The sequence below is a fragment of the Pseudomonas sp. NPDC085632 genome (genome assembly GCF_044541255.1).
GTDB lineage: Bacteria > Pseudomonadota > Gammaproteobacteria > Pseudomonadales > Pseudomonadaceae > Aquipseudomonas.
Genome location: NZ_JBITSX010000001.1, coordinates 123817 through 147635 on the forward strand (window position 1 = coordinate 123817; position 23819 = coordinate 147635).

Consider the following 23819-nt stretch of genomic DNA (forward strand, 5'->3'; position numbering starts at 1 on the left):
AGCCTTCGGCAGCTCCTACACCGATCCCAGTAGGAGCTGCCGAAGGCTGCGATCTTTTGATCTTGCCGCTATCAGACGCGCAAACGAATCTGCCGGCCCAACACATCCATCACGTCACAGCCATCACGTAGCAACATCGCCGCCGCGTGGGCCAATTGCTGCACATCGGCACCTTTGGCGGACGAGATATCCAGGCTGGCCAGGCTCTCCATCATCTGCGTTACCGCGAGAAAACGACTGGCCGCGCTGCTGTGCAGGACATCCAGCGGGGCTTCGGTGGAGACGAGCAACACGGGGATGCTGTCTTCGTTGTGGGTCATCGAAATGTGCGAGCTCATGCGTCACCTCCGGCCTGCGCGGCGTGTATACCGGCGACGGAGGCAAGGACCAACGCGCGGGCGGTGGCGAGCATTTGCTGGCTGGCCCAGTGCAGTGAACCGCTGTGTTCCGGGCGAGTGGCGGTGGGGGCTTGGTGGGCGAGGGCTTCGGCGCAGTTTAGGTAAACAGAGGCATGTTCGAGGGCGTCGAGGAGAGGGATGTCGGGTTGGACGGTGAAGAGGTGGTGGGCGACGTGGTCGCAGGGGGCGAAGGGGGTGGGTTTTGTGGTTGCTTGCGTCATAAGTGAGGTGTCTCTTTCAGGAGTGAAGAGAGCTGCCACGAAATCGCCGTCAAACGAATAGGGTGGCAACTGTGCGCAGGTTGACGGACCGGTCCTCACAAACCCGGCGCATCCGAAGATGCCCCACACACAGTCACCATAAGCAATGAGCGGGCACACAAGTGCACGAGCAGAGAAAGGCTATGCGCGTAGTAAGGAAGTCCAGGCCGTCAAACCCGATCACGAATGAGTCGTGACAGGCGCGAGGATAGGGAGTGGGGGCAGGGCAGTCAACCAAGGTGTGACGTGTCGCATTTGCGAACCCCTGAAGTCGTAAGGGCAAAGCGCTGTTAGCATCGACATCTCAACAGTTCAGATTTTATTTGTAATGGCGATGAGTCAGCCACTGGTAAAGTAACTGACTCATCTTTTTCAACAGCCACTGGCTACTTGCGCGCCAAACTGCAGGTGTGCTTCGATTATTTTCCGGTGGCGACTACAGCTAATAAAGGCCCGCTTCGGTTACTTACGTAGAGCCTTTTCTCGTCTAGTGTACAGGCGGAAAAACCTACCCATGACTGCCCATAACGACCCACTTCAATATGATTAATTATTTCGCCGGAGTCGATTTGAACAACAGCTAGGCGGGTTGAGTTGTGGTGCTCTAAATATATCCGATCGGAACTAATTTGAGATATATATGAGTCATTTGGGATTTCGAATCTTCGCAATTCCTGCAATGTGTCAGCGCTTAGCTCAATTATCATGCTTGCTCTGTAAGAATATAGGTACATGTTTGCATAAATCTTCGTGCCGTCTGAGCTTAAAAAAGGAAATATGATATCTACTCTTGCGCCTGGAGGTGGAGTAAATTGGTACGATGAAGTATTTTCTCCCGTCATCGTGTTGGCCTTATACACAGCTGTATAGACCCCATTCACCTCTTTTGTTGTGTGGAATAGGGATGATCCGTCTGGACTTAGAAAAAAATAATCCTGATAGCGACCTGCTGAAAATGTGCTTACGACAGTATCGTTAGTAGTTTCAATTACGGTCATTGTGTTTTGGTGTGTGCTAGCTAGTTTAGTCCCGTCTCGACTCATGGCGAGCCCGCTAGTCAGTAGATTTATTGTTTTAAAGAATTTTAATTCTACTGCGTCAAATACGTGTATTTGTTTGCTGCTTTTACCTGCGTAAAGTTTTTTACCATCTGGAGTGATGAACATTTTTAGGTAAGATTCGGCGGCAGGCTTAAGGATATGTCCAATAATAATATTGGTTCTGGTGTCGATTACTGAAATTTTGGACTCTAGTTCAACATACACTCGCGTGCCGTCTCTCGAAATAGCGATGGTGTTTTGAGGAGCACCCATATCTATAACCCCCACAGGCCCCGACACCAAAACAACCACCTGCGCACGAACCAAAGGCGCCCCCATACTCACCGCCACCAACTCAAACTCCCCCTCTGCCTCCGCCCCCTTAACCCCGGTAACCGACACTTCCCCTTTCGCATCCGTGGTGAAATCCCGCGCGCCACCCCCCCCGTTGGAATAGGTGAACCCCGCCGGTAGCGTCAAACCCACAGTGACATTGGCGACAGGAGCCCCGGTTCGGGTAAGTCGCAGATTGACCGGGCCGAGTTCTCCGCCGGCGCTTACCGCATAAGGCGCATTGGTAAACCCCAGCACCGCCGGTGGCAGGGCTTCGCCGACAACTGTCGCCGTAGCCGTTTCGGACCTGCCTACGGGATGATCATCACGCGTGAACAATGCGTAAGTCACCGTCACGCTACTGCCAGCAATGACCTTGGCGTAGGGGACCTTCAGAATGCAGCGCTTTTTCTCGCCAAACTCATCCGCTTCCACGGTGCCTTTCATCTTTTCGACAACATCGGGATGTTCTGGGAGCCTGGCGATATATTCAGCCTCGATCTTGTCACGCAGTTTAAAGTCGCTGGGACTGGTCAACACCACAACCAACAACTCTTTGCCTGCCAGTTTCCCCAGGTCGATTTCCGTTGCCTCATCCTCTGAATCGTCGAGTATCTCCCGCAAAATCGGCTTGCCCAACGTCACCCCATCAACATCAACGTTCGCCCGGATAATCTTCGACCAGCGCCGTTTATGCGCAGCGTTGAGCAGTTGATCAACCACGGTGTAGGAGAACGGGCAGTTGTCCTGACTGCCGACCAGTTCGAACTGCTCGCGATCGATCAGGGCCACAAACGAGGCGCCCACCTCGCCAGGTTTTACCGTGAAGTCGAAGCGCTCGTTGCCAACTTCCACGGTGACCTTGTCGTGGGCCTTCATGTGCGAATAAGCGAGGGTGAGGGGCACTTTGTTGTCGATCTTGTCCTTGTCGATGTTCGCTGGATCACCCCAGTCGGCCGGCAGGCTGATGCCCAAACCCGGATGCTCGCCATTACCCGGTACATCATTGCCACCGGGCAGTGTCGCGCTATAGAGCGCCCATAACTCAGTGGATTCGTCTTGATTGCCGGAGTGTCTTTTCAGTTTGTACTGGATGACGTTGGTGATGCCGTCGCGCAAGTCGGACTGGAACATGTTGAAGGTGATGATTTTATTGCCGACTTGCTGGGGCAGGCCGATCTGCACGCCATTGAGCCAGAGGGTGATTTCATCGTATTGATCGGGATCCATCGGCGGATCGACCAGCACCTGGACCGCCGCAGCGAACGTGCCGTTGTCGCGACGCACCTCCTTGAATATCCCCAACGGCACCCCCTGCACCGGCACGCCGTCGGGCGGTGTCTCCTCGCTGATGACACCGTTGGTGGCCAAAGCGATTTTGGCGGGGTAGAGCTGTTGCGTCTCGTTGCGTGACCGAGTGATTGCCATGGGACACCTTCCTGGTGGCTGGCCAGAAGGAGTGCTGGCCGGGATCGGTTGATCAAACACCGGAGCGGGGAAGGCTGGCTACTGTCAACTCTGACAGGTGGCGACGAACGGTATTAGTTCTCTTGCAGGTGGATCGCGTTTCGCTCAGAAGCCCAGCGGGTACTGAATCACCACATAGATCCGGTCAATGTCATCGCCAGCCTGCGCCGCATTGGCCCGGTGCGATACCTGCGAGACCTGCACCGACAGATCCTTCGCGGCGCCCGACTGGACGATGTATTTCAAATCGATATCGCGTTCCCAGTGTTTACCGCCATCACCTTGCTGCGGCTGGTAGTTTCCGCTGTCAGGATCGAACGGGTTGTAAGCGCCGCCCTTGGGTGCGTGGGTGCCGTCGATGTGGCTGCCGCTGACGTAGCGGGTCATGAAGCTCAGGCCGGGGATGCCGAATGCACCGAGGTCGAGGTCGTAGCGCGCCTGCCAGGAGCGTTCGTTGGCGCCGTTGAAGTCGGCGTATTTGATTGAGTTGGCGAGGTAGATCGAGTCGCCACCGACGAAGTCGAACGGCGTGTCACCGTTTATCCGTTGCCAGCCGAGCATTACCGCGTGAGGGCCGAAGGCGTATTTTCCGGACAGGCTGAACGCGGTGTTGTCGATGGCGCCGGCCAGCGCCCGGCCGGTGTCGCGGGTGTGGTAGAGGTTAGCGTCGAGCAGCACGCCGGATTGCTTGAAGTGCAGATTGCCGTAGTACTGGTGCCAAGTGTCGCTGAGGTCTGAGGCGTACAGCGCGCCACCGACGGGGCTATCGCTGAACAGATCGGCGCCAACAAAACTGATCCCGCCGGCCTCGGTATTGGCGCCATAGCCGTAGAAATCGCCTTTGCCCGATGAGCTGTCCTGATTCTTGAACGCGGTGAAATGCCCCGCCACCAGATTGAGGTGGTCGAACTCGGCGCTGTTGAGCAGAAAACCCGTGGCGTACTCCGGTTGAAGGCGTTTGTCGGAGGTGTCGAACACCGGGGTTTCGACGGTCATTTCCCCGAAGGCGAGGGTGGTGCGCGAGGCTTTCAACTTGAGTGCGCCGCCCGCGCTGGAGTAGTCATTTTCGCTGCGACCTTCGCTGTCGACTGGCAGCAGACCGGTCCCGGAATGTCCTTTGCCACCGTCCAGTTTCAGCCCGGCGAAGGCGTGGGCATCGATGCCGAAACCGATCGATCCAGGTGTGAAACCAGATGAGAAGGTGCCGATAAAGCCTTGAGCCCATTCCTGTTTGTAGTTTTTACCGGACGGCGAGGGCGAGCGATAGTCGTTGCTGAGGAAGAAGTTGCGGCTGAGCACTTCACTTTTGGCGTCGTCGAAAAAACCGCTGGCGTGGGCGGTTGGGTTCAGACCGCAGAGCAGCGCAAGGAGGGTGAGACGCGAAGGGGCGCGGTCGATCATGGTCAGTGGCCAGCGGCAATTAAGGTGGCTGGGATGATCGCGGGAATGCAGTGCAGGGGATTGAGCGGATGTGCTGAATTGCTGTGGCTGTCAGGTCATGAGGTTGTGAATGCGCTGACGCCATCGCTGGCAAGCCAGCTCCCACAGTTATCTATGGCGTACCCACCAATCTTGGCATCACACAAAAAACTGTGGGAGCGAGCTTGCTCGCGAAGGCGGTACATCGGGCAACATTTGTTTCGGCTGATACACCGCTTTCGCGAGCAGGCGCGCTCCCACAGAGTATTGGGTTGAATGCGGTTTTGTGACTGGAGCTGAAACCTGTGGGAGCTGGCTTGCCAGCGATGGCGGCGTGTCAGTCAAGTTTATCCAGGCTGACACACCGCCATCGCGAGCAGGCTCACTCCTACAGTTTTGATCGCGTTACGACAATGGCGGCGTACGTGGCGGGATCTGGCGTTTGCTGCCGGTCGATTCAAACGCGGCGGCCAGGCGCAGCAGGTTCGAGTCGTCGTAGGCGCGGCCGGCGAAGGTCAGGCCGACCGGCATGCCGATGTCGGCCATGACGCCCATCGGTACGGTGACGGTCGGCACACCGAGGTGGCGGATCGCGAGGTTGCCGTTGGCCACCCAGATACCGTTGCTCCAGGCGATGTCGGCCGACTCAGGGTTTACATCGGCGTCCGCCGGGCCGACATCGGCGACCGTCGGGAACAGCACGGCATCGAGGCCCAACTTGTCCATCCAGTCTTCGAGGTCGATGCGTCGGGTCTGTTCCAGGCCACGCAAGCCGTCAGGCACCGTAGGGATTTCATTCCACGGCGTGATGCCGCGCTCGGCCATGCGCACGTATTCGTCCATGCCCGCCACCAGATCGCCCTCACGGTTAGGCAGTGTGCCCGGTTCGTGCGGGAAGATTTTCGGCCCGTCGACGTCGACCAGACGATTGAGTTTCGGGTCGCCGTTGGCTTGCAGGAAATCGTCGAACGCCCATGCGGTCAGGTCCCACAGTTCATGGTGGAGGAACTCTTTCGAGACCAGACCACGGGTGAACACGGTTGGCGCGCCGGGCCGATCGCCTTCGCAGTTGGAGACCAGCGGGAAATCGGTTTCGATGACTTCGGCACCGGCGGCTTCGAGCGCCTGACGCGCTTGCTTCCACAAGTCGATCACGGAGGCGCGGGTGTTGATGCGCTGGCCGGTCGGGCCACCGATGCCCGGTGCTGCGCTGGTGCCGGCTTCAGGGTCGGCATTGATGAACATGCGCGGTACGGCGAAACGCTTGCCGGCCAACGCTTGGCTGTTGGCTGCCAGATCGGCGTAAGCGGCGGGGCGCACCTCGCTGACGCTCGGGATCGGCACCCACGGTTGCAGGCGCCAGAGGTCGCCACGGGTGTCCGGGTCTTCGGCGACGACGATGTCGAGGACTTCCAGCAGATCGGCCATGGTCCGTGCGTAAGGCACGACCACGTCCATGGTCGGGGTCAACGGCCAGTTGCCGCGCACCGAGATCACCCCGCGCGATGGCGTGTAGGCGCACAAACCATTGTTCGACGCCGGGCCACGTCCGCTCGACCAGGTTTCTTCAGCCAGACCGAATGCGGCGAAACTCGCAGCAGTGGCGGTGCCGGCACCATTCGACGAACCGGAGGCAAACGGTGCGGTCAGGTAATCGGCGTTGTAAGGGCTTTCGGCGCGACCGTAGACGCCGCGTTGCATGCCGCCATTGGCCATCGGCGGCATGTTGGTCTTGCCCAGGCAAATCGCCCCGGCGGCGCGCAGGCGTTCGATGGTGAAGGCATCGCGATAGGCAACCAGATCAGCGAACGCCGGGCTGCCGGACGCGGCGGTCAGGCCCTTGACCAGATAGCTGTCTTTGGCGGTGTAAGGAATACCGTCGAGCGGGCCGAGGGTTTCGCCTTTGGCGCGACGGGCATCGGAGGCCCGAGCCTCGTCCAACGCTTGAGGATTGCGCACGACCACGGCATTCAGCGCCGTTGGAGTGTCGGCGCCGTCGTAGGCATCGATACGGGCCAGATAGGCCTGCACCAGTTCGACCGAGGTGGTCTGGCCGGACTCGAGCGCGGCGCGCAATTGGGCAATGGAAACTTCGGTGACTTCGATCATGCGGTCACCGCTGCTGGAATAGAGGTGTTTTTCTTGAAATGGGTGTTCATAGCGGTTCTCGTTGCACGGCTTTACGCGACAAGGTTAAGACTGGCGCCTATTTAACACCAAGCGGCGCGCGGAGTAATCGGCGGGAACGATCTACCACCGATTTTCTACCCTACAGGCCCCATCGCGAGCAGGCTCACTCCTACAGGGGGCTGCGGGGTATGCAGAATTCGTGTCCGCTGTAGATCCATGTGGGAGCTGGCTTGCCAGCGATGGGGCCAGCCCATTCGATAATGAAGTGTCTGAACTATCGCCATCGCTGGCAAGCCAGCTCCCACAGGGATTTGTTGCGTCCCCAGAAGACAGGTACGTCCTCAGACGATCACAGCACCCCGTACTCCCGCGCCGTCCGATCCACCGCAATCCGCGTCTTGTCGATCAGCTCATCCAGCTCCGCACGCGTGGCCACCAGCGCCGGCGCCATGATCATCCGCCCCAATGTCGAGCGAATGATCAGCCCTTCCTCAAAGCCAATCGTGCGGCATCGCCAGGCAATATCGTTTTCATTGGCAAAGCGCTTGCGCGTGGCCTTGTCTTCGGCAAACTGCAACGCCGCCACCAAACCCATGCCCTGAATCTCACCGACCAACGGGTGATTGCCGAACACCTCGCGCAGGCAATTCTGCAGATACGGCCCAGTGTCGGATTTCACCTGCGCGACCACCCCTTCATCACGTAACACCTTGAGGTTGGCAATCGCCACCGCCGCCGCCACCGGGTGCCCGGAATAGGTCAGGCCGTGAGCAAACACACCACCTTTCTCGACCAACGCTTCAGCCATGCGTCGCGACAGAATCAAACCGCCCATCGGGATGTAACCGGAGGTCAGGCCCTTGGCGATCGACAGGGTGTCGGGTTCAAAACCGAACGCCTGATGCGCGAACCATTCGCCGGTACGGCCGAAACCGCCAATCACTTCGTCAGCACACAGCAACACATCATATTGGCGGCAGATACGCTGGATCTCAGGCCAGTACGTCGCTGGCGGAATGATCATGCCGCCCGCACCCTGGAACGGTTCGGCGACAAACGCGGCGACCTTGTCGGCGCCCAGTTCGAGAATCTTGTCTTCCAGTTGCCGCGCGGCTTGCAGGCCGAATTCTTCCGGGCTGAGATTACCTTCGTGGGCGAACCAGTACGGTTCATCGATATGCGCCACATCAGGAATGGTGCCGCCCATTTCGTGCATGAACTTCATTCCGCCCAGCGCCGTTGCGGCGAGGGTCGAGCCGTGGTAGCCGTTCCAGCGGCCGATCATGATTTTCTTCTCGGGTTTGCCCATGACCTGCCAGAACTTGCGCACGGTACGGATCAGCACTTCGTTGGCTTCGGAGCCGGAGTTGGTGTAGATCGCGTGGCTGTAGTGCTTGGGTAACAGGCTGAAGAGCAGTTCGGACAGCTCGATCACCGCCGGGTGAGTGGTGTGGAAAAACATGTTGTAGTAGGGCAGTTGTTCCAGTTGCGCGGTCGCGGCAGCGGCGAGGTCCTTGCGCCCGTAACCGAGGTTGGTGCACCACAGCCCGGACATGCCGTCCAGGTAGCGATTGCCATCGTTGTCCCACAACGCCAGCCGATCACCGCTGACCATCACCCGTGGGCCTTCCTCGTTGAGGGCCTTCTGATCAACGAACGCGTGGATGTGGTGAGCAGCGTCAGAGACTTGGTAATCGCGGGTACTGCGGGTCGAATCGAATTCGGCGGACATGGCGGATCTCCAGAGCAAAGGGCAAGTGGGTGTGTTCGTTGCAGCGCTGCATGGGCAAAGTTTTGTCATCTAAAAATATTTTTGTAAAGAAAATATTTGTCGCTGAAAAAAGATATCCGTAGGCTGAGGGCCATTGGCAAGGAACATCAGAGGCGACATGAGCGGACTCAGAGAGCGGCAGAAGGAACAGCGCCGGCAGGTGATTGCCGAGGCGGCGCTCGAGTTGTTCAAGCGCAACGGCTTTGCGGCCACCACGCTGGACCAGATCGCCGTGCAGGCGGGCGTTTCCGCGCCGACGGTGGTGAATTATTTCGGCGGCAAACAGGAGATTCTGCTGGCCTTGCTCAAACAACCCGACGAGCAAGCCATGCGCGAGGCGCGGGCAAATCTGGACGAGGACAGCGATCCGCTGGAGGCGTTGTGCGAGTTCGAAGGCTTGATGACCGATTACCAGCTACAGGCGATGCCGGCTTCGTTGTGGCGCGAATTGGCGCCGTTTCTGTTGACCGGTGAATTGGCTGAGGCGATGAGCCCGTGGAACGCGGCCGTGATCGAAGAGACCAAAGCGCTGCTTCTGCATTTTCAGCAGGCGGGAAAAGTGCGCGAATCGATCGATATCGACGTGGTCGCCACGCTGTTCAACCAGTACGCGAACATGGCGTTCATTCGTCTGGCGACCCAGGAAAATCCGGACCGTACCGCGCACACCTTGCACATGCGTGGGGTTCTGAATCTGTTGTGTCACGGCATGCTTGCGCGCTGATCGTCTCAAAACCGCCATGTCACCCCACCGCCAACAATGTGCAGCGCGCTGTTGGGATAACTCCCCGACAGCGTCTGGCCATTACGCTTGGTCTGCTGCACATCCATATCCCCCAGCCAGACCAGCGTGTAATTGAGGTTGAGGTCGGTGTCTTCAGCCAGTTTGTAGCTCAGCCCGGTCGCCAGCCGCCAGGTTTCGTTCATCGGGTTGTCGACGGTGCGATCCTTGTCCTTCACGGCGGAGCTGTCGTAGCCCACGCCCATGTTCCAGCGCAGTTTCGGGCTGATCTGGTTTTGCGCACCGATCGACAGGTGCCAGGTGTCCTGATACTTGCGGTCGACCGAGCGGGACACGTCGCCTGCCGCCGTATCCACCGCCACGCCGATGTCGGCAAAATCGCTCCAGTCCTGCCAGTTCACCGAACTCAGCAGCGTCCATTGTTCGTTCAACTGATGGGCAATGCTCAGGGTCGCGGTCTGCGGAATGTTCATGTCGATTTCCAGCTCGTCGACATCCAGCCTCGACAGCGCCAGATTGAGCAACGGATTGCGCACGCCATGCACGGAAGGTGAGTCCTTGAACTCCAGTTTGACCTTGCTGGTGTAAGCCAGGCCGACAGTGGTGCGTTCATTTAACTGATAGCGCAGGCCAAGGTTGATCCCGGTGCCGATGTCGGTGTCCTTGTACTGCAACTTGCCATCTTCCTGAAACGGCGTGCCGGGCAGGAAGGCGTTATTGTCGATGGCCATTTTTGTGTAGTAGTAGCCGTAGACCAGACGCGGGCCGATGCCCATCGAAAGATCGTCGGTGATCTTGTAAGCGAAAGTCGGCTGCATCGAAATGCCGATCAATGTCGATTCCTGGCTGAAGTAGCGCCCGGCCCAGTCATCGTCGTATTTCACGCTGAGACCGAAGTTGCCATACATACCGAAGCCGATACTGGCGCGGTCATTGAGCTCATGGCTGATAAAGAAACTGGTACCCGGGAGGATCGGCAGGGGATTGCCGCCCTCGTTGCCGGAGAAGTCATTGTCGCTGTCGCGATCAAAACCCAGACCGCCGAATATGGCCTGACCGGTCAGGCTGATTTGCGTGCCTCTGAGTGCGGCAATGCCGGCCGGGTTACTCATCAACACGCTCGGATCGGTGGCCAGCGCCGCCGAGCCGGCATTGGCCAGCCCCGCGCCTTCCTGACCCGCTTCATACAAATCGATACCGCCCGCCAGTGCCTGACCGCTGGTGCCGGCGAGCGCGAGAATGATCAGTGAATGCGTGGATTTCATCGCGGATTCCTTATCAATGCAGATCAGCCTTCAGGTGTAGTCGCGATTCGGGCAGGGCACCAGTCGAGCCGATGTGCCGGTTGTGAACTAGGCTCAGAGCGGTTCAACGGTGGCCCAATCAGGAGAGCCGAAATGGAAGACAAATCGCTGCTGACGTTTCACAGTTCCAGAGCCTTGCTGGACGTGCTCATACGCGCGGGTCTGATCACCATTCTGGTGCTGTTCTGCTACGACATTTTTCATCCGTTTCTCAATGTCATGCTCTGGGCGCTGATCCTTGCGGTGACGCTGTATCCGTTGAATCAGGCGCTGGGCGCGAAACTCGGTAATCGCTACGGCTGGGCGGCAATCATTCTGGTGCTGCTGGGCCTGGTCATTCTGATGTTGCCGTTAAGCCTGTTGGGCGCGTCGATCGCCGAGTCGATCAAGGGCAGCATGCACACGTTCGAGGCCGGGCAGTTCGAGATACCGCCGCCACCGGCCAGTGTCGAAGGCTGGCCGCTGATTGGCGCGCCGCTGTACGGCGTCTGGATGCATGCTTCACAGGATCTGAGCTGGGTGTTTCAGGAACTGGCGCCACACCTCAAGGACTGGAGCAAAGTGGTGTTGCATCAAGCCGCCGGTGTCGGGGCGGGCATCGTGGTGTTTGTGATTGCGTTGATCGTTGCCGGGTTGATCATGCACCACGGCGAGCGCGGCCAGCGGACAGCGGTTGCCGTCACCACACGCATTTCCGGGCCGGTGCGCGGCCCGCAGATTGCCGAATTGTGCACGGCAACCATCCGCGCCGTGGCGCAGGGCGTGGTTGGCATCGCGTTTATTCAGATGCTGCTGGTCGGCGTGGCGCTGGTGGTCATGGGCGTACCGGCGGCTGGCGTTCTCGCCTTGATGGTGCTGCTGCTGGGCATCACCCAATTGCCGGTGTTGCTGATTACGCTGCCCATCGTGATTTATGTCTTCGCCGTGGACGGGGTCAGCGCCGGCACGATTATCTTTGCGGTGTGGATGGCGATTGCCGGGCTTGCCGACAACGTGCTCAAGCCGATGTTGCTGGGGCGCGGCGTCGCGGTGCCGATGCCGGTGGTGCTGATTGGCGCACTGGGCGGCATGGTCACCAGCGGCATTATCGGCTTGTTCACCGGGCCGGTGATTCTCGCCGTCGGTTATGAGTTGTTTATCGGCTGGGTGTATCAACCGGCCGATGTCACCGAGCTTTTGGAGAGCCAGCGCAAAGAACATCTGCCGTGACACTCACCCCCTCTCGCTGACGCATTGGCGTACCCCCAGACTGAGGTCTAGGCTGGACAATCAGTCGCCCTTCGGGCGCAACGCCCACCCAGGGACAGGAGCGGAACCGATGAAAGCCCCAGCCAGTATTGTCTGCCTGATGTTCACACTGGTTCTCGCGCCGGGAGCCCGCGCCGAAGACCCGCCGGCTGCGCCCGCTGCCGAGCCCTCGGACGATGCGCCGTTGATCAACCCGCAAGTGGTCGACAAGCTCATCGACATGGGCAACTACCTGCGCAGCCTGCCGAAATTTCAGGTCGATGCCCAAGTCTCACGCGACACGGTTCTGGAGTCCGGGCAGAAGATCAAGACCGAATCCGCCAACACCCTGAAAGTGGTCGGCCACGATCGTTTGTATGCGAAAAGCGAAGGCGATGTGCGCACCCGCGAGTTTTTCTATAACGGCAAAAAACTCACCCAGTATTCGCCGTACCTGAAGTACTACACCACGGTCGACGCCCCGGCCACCGTGGCGGAAACCCTGCACAAGGTCGAGAACTTCTATGGGGTGCAGGTACCGATGGAGGATCTGTTTCTGTTCGGCAGCGATCAGGCGCAGATCGATGCCTTGAAAGCCGCGTTGTACGTGGGCCCGTCGGTCATCAAGGGCCAGCTCTGCGACCATTTGGCGTTTCGCCAGGAGGGCATTGACTGGCAGTTGTGGCTGACCCGCTCCGACAAACCCTTGCCGTGCAAACTGGTGATCACTACCACCGACGATAAGAGCTTCCCCGAGTACAGCGCGGTGTATCAGTGGAACCTCAAGCCGACCATTCCGGACACGCAATTCACCTTCAAACCGGGCAAGGGCGATGTGGCGATTGCGTTTAAACAAGCCAGCGATCAGGGAGGGCAGTGACATGAACAAGTCAATGACGTGGAGTCTGTTGCTATCGCTGGCAGCCGCCACGCTGCTGACCGCCGGTTATGTCGCCGAAGCCGATGCCCGGGGCCAACGCGCTCAGGGACATGCCCGCGCCAACGTCAACCGCGCGCCGGCGCCGAACGCGCAACGGGCGCAGCGGATCAATGCGCCGCAGCGCACCAACAATGTCAGTGCCGGCAATCGGGTCAATTCGGGCAATCGGGTCAATGCCGGCAACAACGTCGGCAACCGCACGAACGTCAATAACAGCAATCGCAACGTCAACCGTAACGTCAACATCGATAACAGTCGCGATGTCGATATTGATGTCGACGGCCATGGCCGCTATGGCTACGACGATCACTACCATCCGCTGGCGGCCGCAGCGGCGGTCACGGCAACCGTCGCGGTCACGGCAGCAGTGGTGGGCTCGATCCTCACCCCGGCGCAAATGCCCAGCAGTTGTGTGCAGGTGATTCAGTACAACGTCGCGTACATGCAGTGCGGCTCGACCTGGTACCAGCCGCAGTATCAGGGCAGTGATGTGACGTATGTGGTGGTCAATGCGCCTTGATCAGGCTTTCGGCACCCAGGGTTGCATCTGCGCGAGCATGCCACGGCCGCCACGGCGTAAGCCGGATCGGATTCAAGGCTAGCTGATAAAAATCTTGAGCCGGGTGGTGAAAGCGGTTCGAATGGCGCACTCCCGTTATCCATCAATAGAACAACGAGCCAGATACATGACGACAGCCCAGCTGCTGGAGCCCGATCAAGAGCAATGGCAACCCTGGACACCTGAGGAGTTGGCGACACATCTGAGTACGGTCAATCGCCCGTGGTGCGTGGTCGGCGGTTGGGCGCTGGACTTGTGGCATGGGCGGCAAACCCGGACTCACAGCGATCTGGAATTCACTGTGCTGCGGGCGGATTTCGCCTGTTTTCGCCAAGCGCTGAGTGATCTCGACTTCTACGCGGTGAAGGACGGTACGTTGCAGTTTCTGTCAGCGACTTGCCTGCCCGCCGCAGACATTTTTCAGGTCTGGGGATACGACCGCGCGGCACAGAGCTGGCGTGTGGATGTGATGATCGAGCCGGGCACCCCGCAAACCTGGGCCTATAAACGCGATCCGTCAATTACCTGTCCACGCGCGGAAATGGTTCTGCAAAGCACGGCCGGCATTCCGTATCTGCGACCTGCTGCCGTTCTCTTGTTCAAAGCCAAGCACACGCGCGCCAAAGACCGCAGCGATTTCGCCATGGCTTTACCGCAGATGTCGGCGCAGGAGCGCGTGTGGCTGGTTCGACATTTGACGCTGTTGCACCCGGAGCACCACTGGCTGGACGCTGTTCAGGCTCTATCAGCGCCGCCAACTGCCCAAGGGTAACTCGACCTCGCGCTCGGCTGCAGCCAAGGCTATCTCCAGCCCAGACTTGTCAAGCGGCGCGCAGTAAGCCGGTTTCGCCCGCTCGAATCGCCAGCTCTCATCGAGGCCACCGGCGTCGACCGCATCGAAGCCGAGTTCGTCCAGCAACCCCACAACCAACGCCTTGGCCTGCGCGTCATCCGCTGCGATGGGCAGGGCGCGCCGCTCGCTGGAACCGCGCGGTCGGCCATCGCTGAGCAAGTCTGCGGCGAGGATGGCGTTGAACACCTTGACCACCTTGGCGCCCTGCAAATGCACGGCGAGCAAGCGGCTGGTGGTGGTCTGAAAGGTGTCGAGCGCAGCGATGTGGCCGTCGCGATCAGGGTAATAGTTGTTGGCATCGAGTACGGTTTTGCCCTCGAACCAGGCGGGCGGCAGGCTCGGGATGTGCTCGTAGGGGATGGCCAGCAACACCACGTCGGCAAATTGCGTGGCCTGTTCGGCCGTGCCGATCTGGCACCCGGCAATACCGGCGAGCACGCTGCTCATGGTTCTGGGGCCGCGCGAGTTACTGAGCATCACTTCATGCCCGGCAGCGAGGGCGATTTGCGCGACGGCGCGCCCGATGAAGCCGGCTCCAACGATTCCAATGCGCATGGTGTGTTTCTCTATCAGGTGGGGAGCCACTATGATGATTGCTGACCAGATGCAGATAAATCGCACTCTGTTACTTACTTTCGCTAACAGGAGTTTCGAATGGATCGGCTGAGCAGCATGGCGGCTTTTGTGATGGCGGCTGAAGCCGGCTCGTATGCCAGCGCCGCGCAACGCCTGGACATGTCCGCGCAAATGGTCGCCAAACACGTGGCTGCCCTTGAACAGCGGCTCGGCGCACGACTACTCAATCGCACCACGCGCCGGCAAAGCCTGACCGAACTGGGCCAGGCCTACTATGAGCGCTGCAAGCACATTGTCAGTGAGGCGCAGGCCGCTGATTCGCTGGCGCAGATCATGAACGATACGCCGCGCGGCAAGCTCAGGGTCAGCGCGCCGGTGAGCTTTGGCTCTTACAGTCTGATGCCGTTCGTGACCGCGTTCTTGCGCGAGTACCCCGAGGTGGAAATCGACCTGCACTTGACCGACCGCGCCGTGGATTTGGTGGAGGAGGGGTTTGAGGTAGCTTTTCGGATTGGCCCGTTGGCCACGGCCAGTCTGACCGCCAGACCGTTGGCTGCGTACCGCTTGATCGTTTGTGCGGCGCCACGCTATCTGGCCGAACATGGCACGCCGCAAGTGCCCGCCGATCTGCAACAGCATGAGTGCCTGGGGTATGCCTATTGGTCGCGGCCCGTCGACCACGAGTGGTCATTCTTCAACGGCGCCCAGGTCGAGCGTGTGCCGGTGAGCAGTCGCTTGCACGTCAACGAGAGCAAGGCGTTGTTGTCAGCGGCGGTCGATGGTTTCGGGATTGTGCTGGGGCCTGCCGATTTTCTAGAACCGGCGTTGCGCAGAGGGGAATTGGTCAGGTTGCTGGAGGGATTCGAGGCGCCGAGCAGACAAATGCATCTGCTGTATACGGCTCATCGACAGAAAACGGCGAAAGTTCGCCAGTTCATCGATGCCGCAGTCAGCCGATTTGGCTGACCGGGCGATTCGAATGAATGACGTGGCTTAGTTAATTCGCGGATGTTGCTGCACCAGTTCTTTGCGCTTGGCTTCCAGCGCAGCGATTTCGGCGTCGATGTCCTCGATTTTCTGCTCGATGTTGTCGTGGTGTTCCTGCAGCAGTTCTTTGGCTTCCTCAAGGTCAGAAGCGGCCGGCGCGGCACCACGCAACGGCTTGTTGGCGGTCTCCTTCATGGTCACACCGGTGAGCAGGCCGACCACGGCGATGACCATCAGGTAATACGCCGGCATGTACAGATCATTGGTGCTCTCGACCAGCCACGCGACCACGGTCGGCGTCAGACCGGCAATCAATACCGAGACGTTAAAGGCAGCCGCCAGAGCGCTGTAGCGAATGTGCGTGGGGAACATCGCCGGCAGGGTGGAGGCCATCACGCCGATGAAGAAGTTCAGCAACACGGCCAGCATCAGCAGGCCGGCGAAGATCAAACCGATCTTGCCGCTGTTGATCAGCATGAACGCCGGAATCGCCAGAATGAACAAACCGATGCTGCCGACAACGATGAACGGCTTGCGTCCGATCTTGTCGCTGATAAAACCGATTGCCGGTTGCACGAACAGCATGCCGACCATGATCGCGATGATGATCAGCACGCCACGGTTTTCGCTGTAGTGCAGGTTGTGCGACAGGTAGCTCGGCATGTAGGTGAGCAGCATGTAATAGGTGACGTTGGTCACCGCCACTACGCCAATGCAGGTCATCAGGCTGCGCCAGTGCTTGGTCGCGACCTCTTTGAACGAGACTTTCGGGCCACCGGCGAGGCCTTCGCGATCGCCTTGCTCAAGCTTTTCGACGTGCTGCTGGAACGCCGGGGTTTCTTCCAGGGCGTGACGCAAGTAGAGACCGATCATACCCAGCGGCAGGGCGAGGAAGAACGGCAGACGCCAGCCCCATTCCTCGAACTTCGCTTCGCCCAGCGTGGTGGAAATCAACACCACCACACCGGCACCGAGGACGAAACCGGCAATCGAGCCGAAGTCCAGCCAACTGCCGAGGAAGCCGCGTTTACGGTCCGGTGCGTATTCAGCGACGAAGATCGACGCGCCGGTGTATTCGCCACCGACCGAGAAACCCTGCGCCATTTTCGCCAGTAACAGCAGGATCGGCGCCCAGATGCCAATCGAGGCATAGGACGGAATCAGGCCGATGGCAAAGGTGCTCAGCGACATGATGACGATGGTCGCGGCAAGGACTTTCTGCCGTCCGTACTTGTCGCCCAAGGCGCCGAAGAACAAGCCGCCCAGTGGCCGGATCAGGAAGGGCACGGAGAACGTCGCCAGTGCGGCGATCATCTGCGTGCCGGGGTCGGCGCCGGGGAAGAACACTTTGCCGAGCACATAGGCGACGAAGCCATAGACACCAAAGTCGAACCATTCCATGGCATTGCCCAGTGCGGCGGCGGTGATCGCCTTGCGCATCTTGGCGTCGTCGACAATGGTGATGTCGTTCAGGCCGATCGGCTTGACGGTTTTCTTGCGTGATTTCATCCGGGTCTTCTCTTTGCTGATCCATCGTGCCGCGTAGATGCCATCTATTTGATGGCGCGCACTCTTTGGCTCAGATACATGAAGACACGAAATAATTCACTGCTTGGCGCTTTTTTTCCTGGCACTCCGGTGTAGGAGCTGCCGAAGGCTGCGATCTTGTTGGGACGCGGAGCGTCCCCGGCTGCATTCCCACGCAGAGCGTGGGAACGATCAAGATCGCAGCCTTCGGCAGCGCCTACAGGGGATATGTGTTTACCGGCGGATGGCCGTATACGATTGCCGCAGGTCACTGGCCCAGCCTTCCAGCACCATCTTGACGTCGTCGGCAGTCAGCACCTGTTTGTCGTTCTCCAGCGGCACACCTGTGCCTTTGCGCACCACTTCGGCAATCACTTCGCCAGTCGAACCGTCCTCGAACGACACTTCGGTGGCGACTTCACTGTCCTGATCACGAATGCCGGTCGCCGTGCTCACACCGGCCGCGACGAGGGTGACCGGCAGCCACTCATAAAAGCGCAAACCCTGAGTGCTGGTCGCCACTTGCGTGATGGCGGGGCGCACCACCAGGGTGTTCGGCCCCGGTTGATTGACCAGCCGCAGCACCTTGCTCAATTCCAGCCGCAGCGCCGCGTCGTAATAGTCGGTGACCCCGGCCAGTGTGCTCAAAGGAATTCGCGGCGTCGGCTCGGCGCTCGGGTAAAACTGACTCGGCGCCAGATAAACCTGCGTGTATCGGCCCCGGGCGAGCGCCGGGCTGACCCACGCCAACACGGGTTGCCCGGACGGCGACTGGCGCTCGGTCAACACGCTGTAGTCATGCAGAAAGCCGCTGTGTTCCGGCGTTTTGCTGCTGCACGCCGCCAGGCTCAGCGTGGCAACAATCGACAGCGACAGCGAATGAATGCGCGACATCAAACGGCTTCCTTGTTTTGCGCCAGGTTGTCCGAGCATTCAATGTGCAATCGACCATGGGCCATGATCCAGTTCATGAGGTCAGCGGTGTTGACGCTATGCACGTATTCCACCCAGTGTGCATTGGTCGGGCTGAAATGCTCGAAGTAGCGGCGTAAAACCACCGTACTCTGATCAGTGGAAACCCCCAGGCACGATTCCTGAAACACCACCGGTGTGTCCGGGCCGAGTGCGGCGGTGCGCTGGCTGAGAATCAACGGCCGATTGCCGTTGTGCTGCGTAACGCCCGGTTTGCTGTTCAATACCTTCATGCCAATCCCCCCGCTGGAAATACCTGCAGAGTGCCCGCGCGGTTTTGCCGGAGGATGTCCGCTTGATGTCTGGCGCGCAGGAATGTTGCTCGATTGAAATAAATGACCCGGGCGGCAAAATGGCTTTAGATTGGCGTTTTTTCGCCGCATGGATCTGTAACTGTGAGCAGACTGCTGTTCGTCGACGACGACATGGAAATCCTCGCGCTGCTGAAGAAGTTCTTCGTGCAGCACGCTTATGAAGTCGACGTGGCGTCCCACGGCGAAGCCATGTGGGCGGCGATCGCGCAGAACCGTCCGGACACGATCATTCTTGATGTGATGATGCCCGGCGAAAGCGGCCTGAGCCTGTGCCAGAAAGTGCGCGCGCAATTGGGCATTCCGATCATCATGCTCACCGCCATGGCCGAGCTGAGCGATCGCATTGTCGGTCTGGAGCTGGGTGCAGACGATTACCTGACCAAGCCTTTCGCCCCACAGGAGCTGCTCGCTCGGGTGCGTGCCTTGCAGCGCCGCGCTGGTGAACAGCGCAATCCGGTCGAGCCGTCACGGCCGGTGATCGGTTTCGCCGGTTGGCATCTGGACATCACCTGTCGCGAACTGCGCTCACCGGAAAACGTGATGATTCCGCTCTCCGGCGGCGAGTTCGATTTGCTGGTGGTGTTCCTCGACCATCCACAGCGCATTCTGACCCGCGAGCAGCTGATCGATCTGACCCACGGCCACGGTCATGACGCGTTCGATCGCAGCATCGATGTGCAAGTCAGCCGCTTGCGCCGCAAGATCGAACCGGACAGCAAACGACCTGACCTGATTCGTACGGTGCGCAACGGCGGCTATCTGTTCACCGCCAAGGTCAGCCGCTCATGATCCGCCGACTGTTGCGCGGCGACACCCTGCGCCGGCACATCGCCCTGACTATCGTGGCGGCGATGATTGCTTCATTGGCATTGAATGCGCTGTTCGTGCAAGTCGCCGGCATCTGGGCGCGGCCACCGATCGAACGCACCGGCCTGCTGGAGCAGATTGCCGCGACCTCGCGGGTGATCGAAGCGGCCCCGGCCAACCTGCGCCCGCAACTGGCGGCTGCGGCGAGCAGCGCCATGCTGCAGGTGTCGTGGAAAGCGCAGCGTGCGGATTTCGATCTGCCCAATGACGGGCTTCGCCTGCCAGCGAGCAGGGTGCCGGTGCTGCAGCAACTGCTGGGCAATGATCGAAAAATCGAGGTGTTCAGCCCGGGCGACTGGCCGAACGGCAGTCCCCAGGCGCATTACGCCGCCGTCGTGCAATTGGTCGATGGCAGTTGGTTGTCATTTATCCCGCCGGAGCGCAGTTGGGGCCTGGAATTTGGCGTGCGTATCGCGATCGTCATCGCGTTGGGACTGATTGCCACATTGCTCGTCGCCTGGGTCGCCACCCGGCAACTGGCCAATCCGTTGCAGCGTTTCACGCGAGCCGCCAGACGCTTCGGCACCGATCTACGGGCACCGCCGATCAAACTCGAAGGTCCTGACGAAATCCGTCAGGCGATCATCGCCTTTAACACCATGCAGGCGCAGATCCAGCACTTCATCGCCGAGCGCACGCACATGCTGGCGTCGATCTCCCACGATTTACGCGCACCGCTGACACGTATGCGGTTGCGCAGTGAGTTCATGGAAGACCTCGATCATCAGGGCAAACTGATTCGTGACGTCGAGGAGATGCAGTCGATGATCAACGCTGCGTTGGCGTTCTTCCGTGAGGACACGCATCGCGAGGAGACCACTGCATTCGATCTGTCGGAGCTGCTGCAAACCATCGTCGACGATTACCGCGATCAGCACATCCATGTCGATTTCGATGGCCCGGCGCATCTGGTGTATGAAGGTCGACCGCTGGGGATCAAACGGGTGATCGTCAATCTGCTGGAGAATGCGTTGAAGTACGCGCAGCGTCCGGTCATTGCGTTGACGCGTGACGAGTATTCGATTCGTATCGAGGTCAGCGACGAAGGCCCCGGTATTCCCGAGGCAGCATTGGAACAGGTGTTCGATCCGTTCTTTCGTCTGGAGGCTTCGCGCAATCGTGACACCGGGGGCGTAGGCCTGGGGTTGTCGGCGGCGCGGGCGATTGCGCGCGAACAAGGGGGCGAGTTGACGTTGAGCAACCGCCACGGTGGAGGATTACTGGCGTGCGTAGAACTGCCACTCTAGGGCGGTTAGCTTCTACGAATTTCTCTGAAACACTTTGAAACATTCGTGCGTCGCGAGCGGTCAACAGCTTACATCCCGCATAAGAAGTGTCCATGAAAACCCCGCGTCCCTCCGCCCGACTTGAACCGCTGTCGCAACTGCGCAATTTGAAAATGGCCAGATCCGCGCACGCCTATGTGCGCGGCAGCACCGTGCAGTTTTACGAGTGGCTGCACAGCCAACCGGGCCGCAGCCTGCCAAAAGGCCCGGCGGTGTGGATCTGCGGCGATTGCCATGCTGGCAATCTGGGGCCGACCGGCGATCTCAAAGGGCAGATCGATATTCATATTCGTGACCTTGATCAGACCGTGATCGGCAACCCGGCGCATGATCTGGTGCGCCTGGCGCTGTCGCTCGCCACAGCAGCGCGCGGTTCCGATCTGCCCGGCGTGGCCACCGCACGCATGCTCGAAGAAATGATGCGCGGCTACGAGCAAGCCTTTGACGGCGATCTTGAGGAAGACCCACCGCGTCCGGCGCAAGTCAAAGCGGGAATGCGCAGTGCCGTGCAGCGCACCTGGAAGCATTTGGCCGAAGAGCGCATCGAGAACACCAAGCCAACCATTCCGTTGGGCAAACAGTTCTGGACGCTTTCACGTGATGAACGCGCGGCGCTGAAAACCCTCTGCGCCACCCCAGAGATCCATACGCTGGTGACGTCGTTGAAGGGCCGCTCACAGGATGACCGAGTGAAAATGCTCGACTCGGCGTATTGGGTCAAAGGCTGTAGTTCATTGGGGTTAAAGCGTTATGCCGTGCTGCTGGGCGTGGGCAAGGGCGATGACGAGGAATATTGCCTGCTCGATATCAAAGAAGCCGTCGGCGCCGCCGCACCGCGCGCCGCCCGAGCAGCCATGCCGCGTGACAATGGCAAGCGCGTGGTCGAAGGCGCGCGGTTTCTTTCACCTGGGCTGGGCAATCGGATGCTGGCGACACGCATGCTCGACCACGGCTTTTTCGTCCGCGAATTGTTGCCGCAGGACATGAAGCTGGAACTGGATCAATTGAGTCAGCGCGATGCGATGCTCGCGGCCGGCTACCTGGCCCGCGTCGTCGGCGTCGCACATGCCCGGCAAATGGACCTGGCCACCCGGTCCGCGTGGATTGCAGAACTGCAAACCTGCCGCTCGAAACGCCTGGATGCGCCGTCGTGGCTGTGGACCAGCGTTGTGCAACTGGTCGGCAATCATGAAAAAGGTTATCTGGAACATTGTCGGCGCTATGCGTTACAGCATTGATCCCCGCACTAAACGGCCGGTTTGGCAATGTACGATTTTATCGTTGCAAAAAAAAAGAATATCATTCGCAAAAAAACCATCTAGTTGGCCTGAAACTAAAACTATATTTTGGTTTTCTTGACACGTTGTTCTTGTCTGGGTGGCTGTCTCCTGAAAACTCCCGATGGGCGTTTTTATCTTCTGTGCGCGGAAATAATCTACCGCCAAATTAAATGACGCTTAACACATAGGCGGGTTTGATGGCGGCTTTTTTATGGGAATCGCATTTTTTTGTAACTTCGGAATTTTTGCATGCACCGTAAATCGTACATTGCGCTCGCCATCACCTTGGGCGTTGGCCAGGAGGTATCGGCCTCCGGCTTCATTGAAGACAGTAAGGCTACACTCGAACTGCGGAATTTTTATTTTAATCAGGACACCCGTAATCAGAGCGCGCCTACAGATCGAGAGTGGGGACAAGCGTTTATGCTGAATTTTCAGTCAGGATTCACTGAGGGCGTGTTCGGCGCAGGGCTGGATCTACAAGCGCTTTATGGCGTACGTCTTGATGCGTCGGGACGGGCAGGTAAACGAGGCGAGGATAATACGCCGGGCAGTGTATTTCCTTTAAGCCACGGGCAGGCCGCCAACGATTTTTCCAAACCCGGTGCAACGGCCAAGTTTCGTCTGTCAAAAACTCAGTTGAAAGTCGGCACTCTGATGCCCAAAACTCCGGTGCTGACGTATGGGGATGGCAGGTTATTACCGCAAACGTTTCGAGGCTGGCAAGTTGAAGCGAAAGAGTTTCAGGACGTTAATATCATCGCTGGCAGAATTGAACAGGTGGTAGATCGTAACTCTACCAACGGGCAGGGAATGTCGATTGCCGGGGCGAACAATCCACAGAAAGGTAAATTCAGCAACCAATTCTACTATAGCGGTGCCGATTACCAGGCAACCACTGACCTTAAGCTGCAGTACTATTACGGCAGTCTCGAAGACTTTTATCAGCAGCATTTTCTAGGGTTGACGCATAACTGGCAGTTGCCTGTGGGGAAACTCAAGACCGATCTTCGATATTTTTACAGCACCTCTGACGGTAAAAACTCCAGCGTCGAGGGTAGAAAGGAGGGCTATGTTTCTGCGGGTTATTTTGGCGGGAGTGCCACTGTCGGGAAAGTCGACAATCGCTTATGGAGTTCTTTATTCACCTATAGTCTGCAAGGGCACTCCCTGAGTGTCGGTTATCAATCCACACGAGGCGAGAGTGATTTCCCTCACCTTAATCAGGGGCAGGGCCGGACGCTCTATTTGATAACCAATGCGCAATCTTTAAAGTTCGTAAACGCCGGTGAAGACACCACGGTGGCCGCCTATTCGTACGACTTCTCAAATGTTGGAGTTTCCGGATTGACTTCGGGCTTCACGTATCTGAGTGGACGACATATCCAGACAGCAACGCAAACGCGTAGCGAATGGGAGCACGACTTTCGAATTGATTACGTCTTTCCTCAAGGCCCGCTCAAGGGTTTGGGTTTGACCTGGCGCAATGCAGTCCTGCGCGGTAACGATAGCGCCGATAAGGATGAAAGCCGTTTGCTCGTCACTTACAGTCTGCCCATTTTCTGAA

Annotated in this window: 21 protein-coding genes; 10 read left to right on the forward strand and 11 right to left on the reverse strand. The window is 58.8% G+C overall.

The genetic code is table 11. The annotated features are described in order from the left end of the window. Positions 1-71: 71 nt before the first annotated feature. The 6 genes from ACIF4X_RS00480 to ACIF4X_RS00505 form a co-directional block, all read right to left on the reverse strand. The gene (locus tag ACIF4X_RS00480; protein WP_038363058.1) at positions 72-338 is read right to left on the reverse strand and encodes a hypothetical protein; all 267 of its coding nucleotides are present in this window, start codon (positions 336-338) and stop codon (positions 72-74) included. After that, entirely contained in the window at positions 335-619 is a 285-nt protein-coding gene (locus tag ACIF4X_RS00485; RefSeq protein WP_397480469.1) for a DUF3077 domain-containing protein, read from the reverse strand. The genes ACIF4X_RS00480 and ACIF4X_RS00485 overlap by 4 nt, the downstream gene beginning before the upstream one ends. A 458-nt stretch (positions 620-1077) precedes the next feature. Next, positions 1078-3459 (reverse strand): hypothetical protein, encoded by a 2382-nt coding sequence (locus ACIF4X_RS00490; protein ID WP_397480470.1) that lies wholly within the window; start codon positions 3457-3459, stop codon positions 1078-1080. A 144-nt stretch (positions 3460-3603) separates the two neighbouring features. Further along, positions 3604-4899, reverse strand: coding sequence for an OprD family porin (locus ACIF4X_RS00495; RefSeq protein ID WP_397480471.1), 1296 nt, complete (start codon positions 4897-4899; stop codon positions 3604-3606). Positions 4900-5322: 423 nt separating this feature from the next. Beyond that, positions 5323-7026, reverse strand: a complete 1704-nt coding sequence (locus ACIF4X_RS00500; RefSeq protein ID WP_397480472.1) for an amidase — start codon at positions 7024-7026, stop codon at positions 5323-5325. A gap of 370 nt (positions 7027-7396) precedes the next feature. Then, positions 7397-8779, reverse strand: coding sequence for an aspartate aminotransferase family protein (locus ACIF4X_RS00505; protein WP_397480473.1), 1383 nt, complete (start codon positions 8777-8779; stop codon positions 7397-7399). Positions 8780-8936: 157 nt separating this feature from the next. On the opposite strand from ACIF4X_RS00505, the gene ACIF4X_RS00510 reads away from it, so the two are divergent. Continuing rightward, positions 8937-9542 carry a TetR/AcrR family transcriptional regulator gene (locus tag ACIF4X_RS00510; protein WP_397480474.1) on the forward strand — a complete coding sequence of 202 codons (606 nt, stop codon included), beginning with the start codon at positions 8937-8939 and terminating at the stop codon, positions 9540-9542. Between the two features lie 5 nt (positions 9543-9547). Here ACIF4X_RS00510 and ACIF4X_RS00515 read toward each other — a convergent pair whose 3' ends face one another. Next, positions 9548-10825: an OmpP1/FadL family transporter gene (locus ACIF4X_RS00515; RefSeq protein ID WP_397480475.1), complete on the reverse strand. Its 1278-nt coding sequence runs from the start codon at positions 10823-10825 to the stop codon at positions 9548-9550. Positions 10826-10957: 132 nt separating this feature from the next. Here ACIF4X_RS00515 and ACIF4X_RS00520 point away from each other — a divergent pair, with 132 nt between their 5' ends. From ACIF4X_RS00520 to ACIF4X_RS00535, 4 genes are all read left to right on the forward strand, one after another. Beyond that, on the forward strand, positions 10958-12073 hold the full coding sequence (locus tag ACIF4X_RS00520; RefSeq protein WP_397480476.1) for an AI-2E family transporter: 1116 nt from the start codon (positions 10958-10960) through the stop codon (positions 12071-12073). 109 nt (positions 12074-12182) lie between these two features. Then, positions 12183-12971, forward strand: a complete 789-nt coding sequence (locus tag ACIF4X_RS00525) for a DUF2092 domain-containing protein (protein ID WP_397480477.1) — start codon at positions 12183-12185, stop codon at positions 12969-12971. A gap of 1 nt (position 12972) precedes the next feature. Next, the gene (locus ACIF4X_RS00530; protein WP_397480478.1) at positions 12973-13551 is read left to right on the forward strand and encodes a hypothetical protein; all 579 of its coding nucleotides are present in this window, start codon (positions 12973-12975) and stop codon (positions 13549-13551) included. 166 nt (positions 13552-13717) lie between these two features. Further along, positions 13718-14362, forward strand: coding sequence for a nucleotidyltransferase domain-containing protein (locus ACIF4X_RS00535; protein ID WP_397480479.1), 645 nt, complete (start codon positions 13718-13720; stop codon positions 14360-14362). Here ACIF4X_RS00535 and ACIF4X_RS00540 read toward each other — a convergent pair. Then, positions 14336-14998, reverse strand: coding sequence for an NADPH-dependent F420 reductase (locus tag ACIF4X_RS00540; RefSeq protein WP_397480480.1), 663 nt, complete (start codon positions 14996-14998; stop codon positions 14336-14338). The genes ACIF4X_RS00535 and ACIF4X_RS00540 overlap by 27 nt on opposite strands. Positions 14999-15097: 99 nt before the next feature. Between ACIF4X_RS00540 and ACIF4X_RS00545 the strand changes: the two genes are divergently transcribed. Then, on the forward strand, positions 15098-15985 hold the full coding sequence (locus ACIF4X_RS00545; protein ID WP_397480481.1) for a LysR family transcriptional regulator: 888 nt from the start codon (positions 15098-15100) through the stop codon (positions 15983-15985). Positions 15986-16012: 27 nt separating this feature from the next. Here ACIF4X_RS00545 and proP read toward each other — a convergent pair whose 3' ends face one another. From proP to ACIF4X_RS00560, 3 genes are all read right to left on the reverse strand, one after another. Further along, positions 16013-17515, reverse strand: a complete 1503-nt coding sequence (gene proP, locus ACIF4X_RS00550; protein WP_397480482.1) for a glycine betaine/L-proline transporter ProP — start codon at positions 17513-17515, stop codon at positions 16013-16015. A 252-nt stretch (positions 17516-17767) separates the two neighbouring features. Continuing rightward, complete coding sequence (locus ACIF4X_RS00555) at positions 17768-18427, reverse strand: DUF3313 domain-containing protein (RefSeq protein WP_397480483.1); 660 nt, start codon at positions 18425-18427, stop codon at positions 17768-17770. Beyond that, the gene (locus ACIF4X_RS00560; RefSeq protein WP_397480484.1) at positions 18427-18738 is read right to left on the reverse strand and encodes a hypothetical protein; all 312 of its coding nucleotides are present in this window, start codon (positions 18736-18738) and stop codon (positions 18427-18429) included. Before ACIF4X_RS00560 ends, ACIF4X_RS00555 begins: the two co-directional genes overlap by 1 nt. A gap of 162 nt (positions 18739-18900) precedes the next feature. On the opposite strand from ACIF4X_RS00560, the gene ACIF4X_RS00565 reads away from it, so the two are divergent. The 4 genes from ACIF4X_RS00565 (at position 18901) to ACIF4X_RS00580 (ending at position 23818) form a co-directional block, all read left to right on the forward strand. Beyond that, complete coding sequence (locus ACIF4X_RS00565) at positions 18901-19608, forward strand: response regulator (protein WP_397480485.1); 708 nt, start codon at positions 18901-18903, stop codon at positions 19606-19608. Beyond that, the gene (locus ACIF4X_RS00570; RefSeq protein WP_397480486.1) at positions 19605-20933 is read left to right on the forward strand and encodes an ATP-binding protein; all 1329 of its coding nucleotides are present in this window, start codon (positions 19605-19607) and stop codon (positions 20931-20933) included. The genes ACIF4X_RS00565 and ACIF4X_RS00570 overlap by 4 nt, the downstream gene beginning before the upstream one ends. Positions 20934-21025: 92 nt before the next feature. Beyond that, a complete protein-coding gene (locus ACIF4X_RS00575) occupies positions 21026-22210 on the forward strand; it encodes a DUF2252 family protein (protein ID WP_397480487.1) in 1185 nt (394 codons plus the stop codon). A gap of 291 nt (positions 22211-22501) precedes the next feature. Further along, positions 22502-23818, forward strand: a complete 1317-nt coding sequence (locus ACIF4X_RS00580) for an OprD family outer membrane porin (protein ID WP_397480488.1) — start codon at positions 22502-22504, stop codon at positions 23816-23818. Position 23819 lies beyond the last annotated feature (1 nt).

Bases quoted from the DNA above. Each gene is read 5' to 3' on its own strand.
- ACIF4X_RS00500 (WP_397480472.1), bottom strand. From the start codon at position 7,026: ATGATCGAAGTCACCGAAGTTTCCATTGCCCAATTGCGCGCCGCGCTC.
- ACIF4X_RS00505 (WP_397480473.1), bottom strand. From the start codon at position 8,779: ATGTCCGCCGAATTCGATTCGACCCGCAGTACCCGCGATTACCAAGTC.
- ACIF4X_RS00520 (WP_397480476.1), top strand. From the start codon at position 10,958: ATGGAAGACAAATCGCTGCTGACGTTTCACAGTTCCAGAGCCTTGCTG.
- ACIF4X_RS00570 (WP_397480486.1), top strand. From the start codon at position 19,605: ATGATCCGCCGACTGTTGCGCGGCGACACCCTGCGCCGGCACATCGCC.
- ACIF4X_RS00495 (WP_397480471.1), bottom strand. From the start codon at position 4,899: ATGATCGACCGCGCCCCTTCGCGTCTCACCCTCCTTGCGCTGCTCTGC.
- ACIF4X_RS00515 (WP_397480475.1), bottom strand. From the start codon at position 10,825: ATGAAATCCACGCATTCACTGATCATTCTCGCGCTCGCCGGCACCAGC.
- ACIF4X_RS00540 (WP_397480480.1), bottom strand. From the start codon at position 14,998: ATGCGCATTGGAATCGTTGGAGCCGGCTTCATCGGGCGCGCCGTCGCG.
- ACIF4X_RS00535 (WP_397480479.1), top strand. From the start codon at position 13,718: ATGACGACAGCCCAGCTGCTGGAGCCCGATCAAGAGCAATGGCAACCC.
- ACIF4X_RS00555 (WP_397480483.1), bottom strand. From the start codon at position 18,427: ATGTCGCGCATTCATTCGCTGTCGCTGTCGATTGTTGCCACGCTGAGC.
- ACIF4X_RS00530 (WP_397480478.1), top strand. From the start codon at position 12,973: ATGAACAAGTCAATGACGTGGAGTCTGTTGCTATCGCTGGCAGCCGCC.
- ACIF4X_RS00575 (WP_397480487.1), top strand. From the start codon at position 21,026: ATGAAAACCCCGCGTCCCTCCGCCCGACTTGAACCGCTGTCGCAACTG.
- ACIF4X_RS00580 (WP_397480488.1), top strand. From the start codon at position 22,502: ATGCACCGTAAATCGTACATTGCGCTCGCCATCACCTTGGGCGTTGGC.
- ACIF4X_RS00490 (WP_397480470.1), bottom strand. From the start codon at position 3,459: ATGGCAATCACTCGGTCACGCAACGAGACGCAACAGCTCTACCCCGCC.
- ACIF4X_RS00525 (WP_397480477.1), top strand. From the start codon at position 12,183: ATGAAAGCCCCAGCCAGTATTGTCTGCCTGATGTTCACACTGGTTCTC.
- ACIF4X_RS00560 (WP_397480484.1), bottom strand. From the start codon at position 18,738: ATGAAGGTATTGAACAGCAAACCGGGCGTTACGCAGCACAACGGCAAT.
- ACIF4X_RS00545 (WP_397480481.1), top strand. From the start codon at position 15,098: ATGGATCGGCTGAGCAGCATGGCGGCTTTTGTGATGGCGGCTGAAGCC.
- proP (WP_397480482.1), bottom strand. From the start codon at position 17,515: ATGAAATCACGCAAGAAAACCGTCAAGCCGATCGGCCTGAACGACATC.
- ACIF4X_RS00480 (WP_038363058.1), bottom strand. From the start codon at position 338: ATGAGCTCGCACATTTCGATGACCCACAACGAAGACAGCATCCCCGTG.
- ACIF4X_RS00485 (WP_397480469.1), bottom strand. From the start codon at position 619: ATGACGCAAGCAACCACAAAACCCACCCCCTTCGCCCCCTGCGACCAC.
- ACIF4X_RS00510 (WP_397480474.1), top strand. From the start codon at position 8,937: ATGAGCGGACTCAGAGAGCGGCAGAAGGAACAGCGCCGGCAGGTGATT.